Source organism: Candidatus Jordarchaeum sp. (genome assembly GCF_052745115.1).
The window spans coordinates 1-7,830 of the sequence record NZ_JBRAKS010000189.1; the positions used below are offsets into that span (position 1 = coordinate 1).

The 7,830-nt window shown below is 38.2% G+C and carries 8 protein-coding genes; 3 read left to right on the forward strand and 5 right to left on the reverse strand.

All coding sequences use genetic code 11. The features are described from left to right. Positions 1 to 55: 55 nt before the first annotated feature. Complete coding sequence (locus ACUVXA_RS13125) at positions 56 to 598, reverse strand: hypothetical protein (RefSeq protein ID WP_445871725.1); 543 nt, start codon at positions 596 to 598, stop codon at positions 56 to 58. Between the two features lie 165 nt (positions 599 to 763). On the opposite strand from ACUVXA_RS13125, the gene gap reads away from it, so the two are divergent. Both gap and fbp read left to right on the forward strand, forming a co-directional pair. Then, the gene (gene gap / locus ACUVXA_RS13130) at positions 764 to 1,768 is read left to right on the forward strand and encodes a type I glyceraldehyde-3-phosphate dehydrogenase (protein WP_445871726.1); all 1,005 of its coding nucleotides are present in this window, start codon (positions 764 to 766) and stop codon (positions 1,766 to 1,768) included. A 243-nt stretch (positions 1,769 to 2,011) separates the two neighbouring features. Then, the gene (gene fbp, locus ACUVXA_RS13135) at positions 2,012 to 3,103 is read left to right on the forward strand and encodes a fructose-1,6-bisphosphate aldolase/phosphatase (protein ID WP_445871727.1); all 1,092 of its coding nucleotides are present in this window, start codon (positions 2,012 to 2,014) and stop codon (positions 3,101 to 3,103) included. Between the two features lie 236 nt (positions 3,104 to 3,339). Here the strand turns inward: fbp and ACUVXA_RS13140 are convergent, their stop codons facing one another. After that, a complete protein-coding gene (locus ACUVXA_RS13140; RefSeq protein ID WP_445871728.1) occupies positions 3,340 to 3,489 on the reverse strand; it encodes a hypothetical protein in 150 nt (49 codons plus the stop codon). A 164-nt stretch (positions 3,490 to 3,653) separates the two neighbouring features. Between ACUVXA_RS13140 and ACUVXA_RS13145 the strand changes: the two genes are divergently transcribed. Further along, entirely contained in the window at positions 3,654 to 4,901 is a 1,248-nt protein-coding gene (locus ACUVXA_RS13145; RefSeq protein WP_445871729.1) for a hypothetical protein, read from the forward strand. Positions 4,902 to 4,955: 54 nt separating this feature from the next. Here the strand turns inward: ACUVXA_RS13145 and ACUVXA_RS13150 are convergent, their stop codons facing one another. The 3 genes from ACUVXA_RS13150 to ACUVXA_RS13160 form a co-directional block, all read right to left on the reverse strand. Further along, the gene (locus ACUVXA_RS13150) at positions 4,956 to 6,755 is read right to left on the reverse strand and encodes a ribosome biogenesis/translation initiation ATPase RLI (protein WP_445871730.1); all 1,800 of its coding nucleotides are present in this window, start codon (positions 6,753 to 6,755) and stop codon (positions 4,956 to 4,958) included. A gap of 101 nt (positions 6,756 to 6,856) precedes the next feature. Further along, positions 6,857 to 7,060: a hypothetical protein gene (locus ACUVXA_RS13155; RefSeq protein ID WP_445871731.1), complete on the reverse strand. Its 204-nt coding sequence runs from the start codon at positions 7,058 to 7,060 to the stop codon at positions 6,857 to 6,859. Positions 7,061 to 7,316: 256 nt separating this feature from the next. Further along, a complete protein-coding gene (locus tag ACUVXA_RS13160) occupies positions 7,317 to 7,814 on the reverse strand; it encodes a hypothetical protein (RefSeq protein ID WP_445871732.1) in 498 nt (165 codons plus the stop codon). Positions 7,815 to 7,830 lie beyond the last annotated feature (16 nt).

Genomic DNA, 7,830 nt, shown 5'->3' on the forward strand with positions numbered 1-7,830 from the left:
ATATTTATGTATGTATATATCATTATAATATTATTAATATTGATTTAATAATATTTTACAAACTTGTTTTTCTATTTCCAAAATTTTTTTTCTTTGGCCTCCAATACCTCCACTTATTATTCCAAGAATTCCATCCAGTTTTAACAAATTTTTCTCTACGTTCTAAATCCTCCATAACCCATCTTAACAGAACATAAAATCTATCCCGCCCACTCTCAACAGTCAAATTCTCTCTTGGAACTCCCAAATCAGCATAGTAATCCAGGAGAGAGTTCTCAACTAGATCTTGTAATTCTCCTTCTATATGCGTAGGTTTCACTTTATATCCTTCTTCCATTAGAGTTAACCTAATTTCACTCAGAACGGAGCCCGTGCAAATCTCTATTTCTTCTTCCTTAGTGACCCTGAGTTCCTTCAATGCCTCCTTCGCTAATCTTAAAGCCTCCTCAAGATAAGTTTTTCTAATAAAATTTGGAGGTTGGAAATGAGAAACGTCAATTAATTTTACAACATATTCACCAGTTTCTTGACGTAAAAACCCCAATAAACACCCACCAATAAGATCCCCCCATCCAGCATCATCAATCCGTATAACCATTTAAACACACCTAACACTTAAATGACTCAAATAAAATATAAATCCAACTCACTTTGTTATCTGTAGTAAAAATCAGATATTGTTAGAATTTAGAGTTAGAATGCAAAAATAATTTATAGTTTCAGCTTTATTTATTGATGAAAAATATGGTAGAGTGAAAATAAGATGGTTGTGAAAATAGGCATAAATGGTTTTGGAAGAATAGGTCGTAACACCTTTAGAGCTGCAATGGAAGATGATAATGTTGAAATTGTGGCCATAAACGACCTAGCTGATAACACAGTTTTGGCGCATCTCCTCAAATATGATTCAATTTATGGTAAACTAAAAGCAGAAGTTAAAACTCAGAAAGGCGCCGATGCAATCTGGGTTAACGAAAAAGAAATAAAAGTCTTCAACAAGAGAGATCCATCACAGATACCTTGGGGAGACCATGAAATAGATGTGGTAATAGAATCCACCGGTGTTTTCACTAATAAGGAAGATGCAAACAAACACCTAAGAGATGGAGTTAAAAAGGTAATTATCTCGGCCCCTGCAAAGGATCCAGATATCACCATAGTGCTCGGTGTTAATCATAAAACATACGATTCTAATAAGCACCATATTATTTCAAACGCTTCTTGTACAACAAATTGTCTCGCCCCGATAACAAAAGTTCTAAATGATAACTTTAATATTCTGAAAGGAGTTATGACGACCACACACGCGTATACTAACGATCAAAGAATTTTGGACTTTCCCCACAAAGATTTAAGAAGAGCTAGAGCCGCAAACCTGTCAATAATACCAACCACTACAGGTGCTGCGAAGGCAATTGGCCTAGTACTACCAGAACTTGACGGAAAGCTCGATGGAATGGCTCTCAGAGTCCCTGTAGCAGATGTTTCTGTAGTCGATTTAACAGTTTTAGTAGAAAAATCCACATCCAAAGAAGAGGTTAACGAAGCTTTCATAACAGCATCTAAAGAGGAAATGAAAGGAATCTTAGACTGTGTAGACGAACCACTAGTGTCTGTGGATTTCATAGGAAACCCGTATTCCTCAATTGTTGATCTTGGAACCACTTACGTGGTAGGAGAAAATCTTGTAAAAGTTTTATCATGGTATGATAATGAGTGGGGCTATTCAAAAAGATTAATCGACTTGGCTAACTTCATATTGAAGTAATCTTGAGGAGTAACATAGGATATTCAAAACTGGAACTCTTCTTCCTCTTTTATTGAATTTATATTAGTATTCAATACTATCAATTCGAAAAATCAGTATAAAATAAAAGCCCCTAAGTAACTTGTATATGTAAAAATTCCTAAAAACATCTAAAATTCCAACATTTAAAATAGAGGAGAACAAAAAAAAGATTTAAGAATATACAAACTAATTGAACATTATCAACAAAAAGGGGAGAAAAAAATGGCAAAAATAACAGTCTCCTTAATAAAAGCAGATATTGGATCTATCGCAGGTCACACAACGGTACACCCAGACTGCATAGAAATAGCTAAGAATTCTCTAGAGAAAGGAAAGAAAGACGGAATAATAATAGATTATTATGTGACCCACGCTGGTGATGACTTAGAATTAATAATGACCCATAGAAATGGTGAAGATAGCGAAAAAGTACACAAACTAGCCTGGGATACATTCACCAAGGCAACCGAGATTTCGAGAAAACTAAAATTATACGGAGCAGGACAAGATTTGCTCAAAGATACATTCAGTGGAAATGTCAAAGGAATGGGGCCAGGAGTCGCAGAACTGGAATTTGAGGAAAGAGGAAGTGATCCACTAATAGCCTTTATGGCAGATAAAACTGAGCCCGGAGCCTTCAATTATCCCATATTCAAAATCTTTGCAGACCCCTTCAACACAGCAGGGCTAATAATCGATCCCTCACTACACGAAGGATTCACCTTCGATGTATACGATGTGATGGAAAACAAGGGTGTACATCTAAACTGCCCAGAAGAAATGTACGATGTACTAGCATTAATCGGAACAACTGGAAGATACGTAATTAGGAAAGTATGGCGAAAAGATGGGTTACCGTGTGCAGCCGTATCTACATCACGACTCAGTTTGATAGCCGGAAAATATGTAGGAAAGGATGATCCCTGCGCCCTAGTACGATCCCAACATGGACTACCAGCGACCGGAGAGGTCTTAGAACCTTATGCGTTTCCCCACTTAGTAGCAGGATGGATGAGAGGTAGTCACACAGGACCTTTGATGCCTGTAAGCGTTAATAATGCGGTTTGTACAAGATTCGATGGCCCACCAAGAATTATTGCCTTAGGCTTCAACATTACCGATGGACACCTAGTAGGACCAATAGACCTATTTGATGATCCAGCATTTGATCTAGCAAGACAAAAAGCAAATGAAGTAGCGGAATTCATGCGCAGACACGGACCTTTTATGCCACACCGACTAGGACCCGAGGAGATGGAATATACATGCGCAGGTTTTATGGTAATATATAAAATTTTATTTGAAGTTAATTGAGGATTTCCTCACGCAGTAGAATACCCTTCCCGGTGTCCTAAAGAAGTTGGAAAATAGGTTCGTTAAAGAAGATTAATTAAGAATACCTTCTTCTCTTTTTCTTTTTTTAGGATTTTTTAATATTTAATAATAATTTTTCAGATTTAATTTTTTTAAAAAAATTTGTTAAAAATTATTTTTATCAATATGATGGAAATGTTTAAAAAATCAGTAATTTTAATTTTAGTATAAAATCATTATACAGTTATTTCATCAATTCTCATGTTTGCTATGGTGTGGGCTAAGGTGTATCTGTATTTTCTAACATCTTCTTCTTTTTTCTCAGAAAGATTATCATAGACATATTTTAGCTGTTCAAGTATTACTTTTGTAGTTGCTTTATCCATTTTTTTCGCCTTTCCCTTTATTTTTGTGTATGTAGGCTATGTAGATTTTTTCTTTTTAAATTACATACTTTTACATTATTTACATACTTCGCATAAATATACACTAGTTACATTAATAAGGCTTTCTAATTATACATTAAAATAGAAAAAACGGGGAAAGACCTATGAGTTATGATATACTTATTAAAAAGGACAAATACAAACAATTTTTCCTTAAAGGAAATCCCTTCGTTAAAACTTCTGCAGAAGCTATGACCGAAGAGGAAATACTTGAAACCCTAGTCTTTACAGCTGAAGACGAATCAATAGCTACAAATATAGATATTGTTCTTAGCGGAGGAGGAGCAACACTGAGCTTAGTGGGCGACTATGGAACAGGCAAAAGTGTCAGAGCTATTGCCATAGCTGATACTTTTAAAAAACATGAAGGTATAGTTTTTTTATGTAAGGTTCCCAGCGGAGATCCTATGAGATATGCCAAAGCCCTTTTTGAATCTGTCTGTCCAGAAGCTCTTTCTCTTGAACTTTCCGTTGAGGATAAGGACTTTATTTTCGAAATACGGGATTATTATAAGAATTTAGCTATAAAAAATTTGGAGTTAAATTCTCATAAGGCGGGTAAAGATTTAGCAAGTGTTTTTTCTATTTTGAGTAATAATGATTATTCCACATGTTTCATAATAGATGAATTTGAGGAGTTGGCATCTACAGCAAATGAAAAAGAAATAAGAGAGGCTTACACACTCACCAGAGAATACCTTTCAAGGGTTCATGGTCTGAGAAAGCACTTAACAGTTATTTGTAGTAGTCCAAAGTCGTGGCAAAGAGTAAAGGAGGTCCATCCCGCTGTTATTTCTAGAATTATGGCCGAGATAGAGTTTGAGGATTTAGATGATCACGCAGCCATTGAGCTTGTCAAAAAAAGACTGAAAATATATAGAGAGAACAATCCTCCAGATTCCCTTTTTCCTTTTACAAAAGAGGTTATTGAGAAGGCTAACGAGGTGGCTTATCGCAATCCGCGCTACTTACTGGTTATCCTGCGCAGCACACTTGAAGCGGCTCTAAAAAGAGTGGATAGCCAGAGGATTGAACTCCAAGACCTTGATACAGGAATTCGTTTAGCTAGAGGAAAACTCAGTACAAGCATTCTCAAAAGAATGAAGGAGGAGTTGACCACCAGAGAGTTAGATATTTTTCTAAAAATTTGTGAAAAATATGGAGGTGGTCCAGTTTTTGCCAGTCAATTGGCGGAAACCCTTGACATCGATCAAGGAAATATTTCAAGGTATCTTAACAAGTTAGCGAAAATAGGGTATTTAATTCAGAGCAGAGAGGGACAAAAAGTCTTGTTTGAAGCCAAGGAACTGTATAAAGTAGTATTCGCGAAGAAGAAGTTAATTCTGGAGTAGCCCTAGAAAAACATGAGTAGTAGAACAAAAATTAATCTTAAAATTTTATGAAATCTAGTCTTTTCCCAGTGGGATGTAATAATATTCACCTTGTTCCTTTTGTAGTCTATCTAGTCTCGAATTCTCTTTGTTAATTCTGGGTCTACCGTTTTCAGGGTCTCTTCGAAAGGTTATGTTTAATATTTTTAGGAATTGGTTCATACCGGTCCTAAGATCGGTTGGTGCCGCTGCTTCCCCTTGTACACCAGGCACTCCCCTAAAAACCATTAGGCTGTCTGAGAGACTATCTACACCAATTATGTCATGTTCCACAATAAACGCAGCAACCTTCCAATTTTCTATTACACGTCTGACTGTTCTAGCCATTACTAACCTTTGTTCCGAAGATAAAAAGGCGCTTGGTTCATCTAAAAGATATACATCTGCTTCCCGAGATAAACAAGCCGCAATAGCTACACTTTGTAGTTCTCCACCACTCAGTTCTTTAACATATCTATCGAGCAAATTCTCCAGTTCTAAGGGTCTGAGTACATCAGATTTGAATGCGCTGCTACTCGCTCTTTTTCTCCCACTATCTCTGAGTAGCATTTGTACCGTTCCCTCATAGTTGGCCCTCAAATATTGAGGTTTATAGCTAACCTTAACATCTTCCTCGGGAGGTTCTCCCTCGTCGGGCTGAATCTCTCCAGCAAGTAATTTTATGAAAGTTGTTTTGCCGATGCCATTAGGTCCAATTATTCCAATGACCTCTCCTCTATGGATTCTACCGCTTTCCACTTTTAAAGAGAAGCCGTTGTAGCCTTTTTCCATTTTTCCAAATGATAATAAAACCTCTTGACTTTCCCATCCCCCAGATGGTGTGGGACTGGTGTGGAATCTAATAGGTTCTACGCGAAAGCGTAGATTTTCGTCGGGAAGAAATCCATCTAGGTAGATGTTAATTCCTTCTCGCACACCGTGCGGATGCGAAACTACACCGTATGCTCCCGGCGTTCCGTAGAACATACAAACCTGGTCGCTTAGATAGTCTACGAGAGCTAGGTCGTGTTCTATGCATATTACGGTTTTTTGCTCATCTGCAAGTTTTCTTATTACTCTTGCTATGTTTAGGCGTTGGTAGATATCCTCATAGCTTGAGGGCTCATCGAAGAGATACACGTTAGCCTCCCTGGCAACAGTGGCCGCTATGGCAACCCTTTGGAGTTCACCACCACTAAGAACATTTAATTCACGATTCCACAGTTTCTTTAATTCTAATTCCTCTGCCAGTTTACTCATTATTCCTCTTTCGTCGACTCTTTCCAGGAGCTCCCCCACCACTCCCTTAGCCACCTCTGGCAACCTAGTAATGTTCTGAGGTTTGTGAACCACTCTAAGTTCTTCTGCAGACATTTTTTCGAAGTAGGGTTGTAACTCGCTTCCCCGGTAATATTTAATTATATCCTCCCACTCTGGTGGATTTTCATAATCTCCCAGATTTAGTTTTATTTCACCGGCTAAAATTCTCATAGCTGTGGTTTTACCCACCCCGTTTGGGCCTATTAATCCAGTAACCTTTTCGGACTTAGGTATTGGTAGACGATACAGTTTGAAAGTGTTTGGACCATATCTATGAGTAATATTTTTTTCTAGCTCCTCGGGAAGATTAATAATCTTAATTGCTCCAAAAGGACATTTCTTAACACATATTCCGCATCCTTCACATAGCTGTTCGGATATTATTGCTTGACCAGTTTCAGCGTCGAACATAATAACTTCTTGTCCCATTCTTACAGGAGGACAGAATTTACGGCATTCCTTTTGACATTCCTTTGGTTTACATCTATTTCTATCAACTATTCCTATTCGTACCATAAACAGCCCTCAATATTCCATGTTAAGCTTAAAGAATTATTTTTTATTTACTAATTTTTTGATAATGATTTTACTTTTTTTAAATTTCTGTTATTCCAACTTTAATAAAATATGGATTCTAATGAATCCCACTTTCCGCACCCTTTACGAATATTTCGGGGTTTTTTCGTTTTTCCAATTACTGCTTGTTTCTCTTTGCTTGGATTCAAAAACTTTTCAGAAAAATTTGTCCCGGGGAAGGCTTTCCCCGTGTTTAATTCCCCTTCCCAGTTTTTAACCTGTTGTGGTGGCCGATTGGAGACCACGGTTCCCCTCCTATTTTTAACACCACTGTGTAGAAAAATGGGGGCAGGAGACGCAGAAGCCGGCACCCTCTGGAGTCATCACACAAAATAAGCCCCACTCTTTTGAGAGTTTTGCTCAAAAACGCGGAGGCTTCTCCCCCCACAGACTTAAATTTTACAAAAATAGGAAAAAATAAATCAAAGGTGCGGAAAGTGGGATGAATTATTATAATTTATAAAATTGTTAACAGTTCGAGATTTTGAAGCAATGAGTCTATTATTTATTATATTGTGATTCTTTTATAGGTTTGTTGATTGTTAACTCGAGTTTTTCCTCCACTTCTTGGAGCGTTTTTGGTAGTCCCTGCCTTCTGATGCGTAGAATCTCCCTGTGCTCCCTGCGCAAACCCTCGTGTTTCTCTCGCATCCCTCTTAAAGCCCCCCTCGAGGGGAAGTAGGTGCGCACCAGCTCCAGCCTCTCCTCAAATGGTTGCCCACAGTAGTTCTGAGCCACGGCCGCGAAGGGTCCGTGAAGCTCCACGTAAAGCCGGTTTTCTGTCCCTCCCATAACCCGCCTCTTCTCCTTCTTAAACTTGTGGTGACTCTGCTCAAGGTTGTTGTTTGTCTTCGGTATCCGGGGGTCGTCGTAACAGTGGAAGAGCCCACCCCCATACCTTACCACACGGTCTATGATCTGGTCGAGCAGAGGTTCCTCAGCCACAAGCGGTGATATCTCGTTGAGCAAGTCACACACCGTTGTCCGAAACTTACCCATCTAGGACACTTCCAGA